The organism is Endozoicomonas sp. ONNA2 (assembly GCF_024606365.1).
Classification (GTDB): Bacteria; Pseudomonadota; Gammaproteobacteria; order Pseudomonadales; family Endozoicomonadaceae; genus Endozoicomonas.
On sequence record NZ_JAHHPO010000248.1, the window covers coordinates 1 to 1620 of the forward strand.

The following is a 1620-nucleotide window of genomic DNA, read 5'->3' on the forward strand; positions in this document are numbered from 1 at the left end:
ACGGAGGGAGCATAGCCGTAGCTATGTGACCGGAGTTGTAACGAAGCACAGTGCCAGCACAAGGAGTCAGAAATATATGATTTCATATGGTTAGCTACTTATCATACCAATCAGTTTTGCGGGCAAATGGGCAATGCGAAAAATGCACCGTTCACACTCTGGCAGTATAGTTGGCTTTCAGGTGATCAAGCTCTTTGTGCTACCTGCCTCCCCTGGCTTTTGAAGAAGCAGGTATACTGTTGTGGAAAATAGCGCTTGGGAATTGTCTGTAAATAACTTCAGTATATTCAGATGCTTTACCGCAATCATCAGGAACACTGAGTTTAAGGAAAAAGAAACTGGGGTCGAAACTGGGGTCAGGTCTTTCCTTTTGCGAAACTGGGGTCACGAAACTGGGATCAGGTCTTTCCTTTTGAAAGTCATTAGACGTTTGAATTTTCAGCTGAACAATCAGGAATTCTAACGTTAAGTCTTGAACCTTGAAATCAACGCCAAAGATCAAGACCTGTCTTGTGTCATGAATCTTGCCTGTGTTCAAAAAGAAAGACTTGACCACAGCTTTCAGCTTCCCTGCTGTGACTGTGGCCAGTTCCATGGCAGAGTTTTAAGGATATAAATCCAGCGACATCAGTTGTTCAAAAGTCCAGGGGCAAGTATCGGGGAAGCTGCTGGCCGTTAGCCGTTTTTGGGGAGAGTGAATGTATTTGTTCATCTGTTCAACAGCTTCTGCCTTGGCCATTGGATAACTTTGCGCAATAACATCAGTCAGATGATGCTTCAGGGATGGGCTGTCTGCCAGAAGGTCGATAATGTCGCTGCGTGGATTGTTGATGCTCGGCAGCCAGGTATGAATCACCTTATCCTGCACCCAAGGGTCTTGAAGCACCCGAAGCTGATAGTCCACTTTTAGTAGATGCAGTATTAAAATTTTCAAACCGGACTTTAGGGAACGACGATTGTTTTTCACGGCTTGCCCTAATTCTTCCAGCAGGTTTTTTATATCAAGCCGATCAAGCTGGCCGGATTGTAATAACTGTTTTTGCTGCTCTGCCCACTGCTGGTAATCGGTGTCATACAGATTGTTGCTATTTTCCATTCTTTGAATCCTTTTATTCACTGCCCACCAGTTTAGGAGAGTCATGGCTAAATTTCCTGCCCTGCCCGCAACGGTAGACCTCTACGTACACGAGTTCCTGAACAAGCTGGTTGGTCGGTCCAGCAAGGCCGGTGACCGGGTGGCGATGATCAGCGACTTTACTGATCTGGGGCTGGCAAAGGAGAAAGGCCAGCGACTCAGTCTGCCTGCCAGTGCCGTGGGCAGCGTGACGGAGATACTGGAGCCGGACACTGCCGTGGAACTGCCGGACAACCCGCAGAACGTTGCCGGATTCAGTGCTGCCGGTGTTTTTGGGGCAGTGATCCTGGACTGGGAGACACCAGCCTGCAGGGGGCATAACCATACCGAAGGAAAACGGGGGTCAGGAAAACGGGGGTCAAAAACGGGGGTCACAAAAACGGTGGTCAGGTCTTTCCTTTTGCGCAGAAAACGGGGGGGTAATATACGATCCGCCCCGCATTGCAAGAAAAAGTTTTCCATCATGACAGTAATGCTTCCATTCT

General features: G+C 48.2%; 3 protein-coding genes. 1 reads left to right on the forward strand and 2 read right to left on the reverse strand.

The window, feature by feature from the left end; genetic code table 11:
• Positions 1–199: 199 nt before the first annotated feature.
• Both KDK14_RS04465 and KDK14_RS04470 read right to left on the reverse strand, forming a co-directional pair.
• Positions 200–595 carry a hypothetical protein gene (locus KDK14_RS04465; RefSeq protein ID WP_257263818.1) on the reverse strand — a complete coding sequence of 132 codons (396 nt, stop codon included), beginning with the start codon at positions 593–595 and terminating at the stop codon, positions 200–202.
• Between the two features lie 9 nt (positions 596–604).
• A complete protein-coding gene (locus tag KDK14_RS04470; protein WP_257263819.1) occupies positions 605–1096 on the reverse strand; it encodes a DUF29 domain-containing protein in 492 nt (163 codons plus the stop codon).
• 43 nt (positions 1097–1139) lie between these two features.
• Here KDK14_RS04470 and KDK14_RS04475 point away from each other — a divergent pair.
• Positions 1140–1620, forward strand: a 481-nt coding sequence (locus tag KDK14_RS04475) for a hypothetical protein (protein WP_257263820.1), incomplete at its 3' end; no start/stop codon positions are given.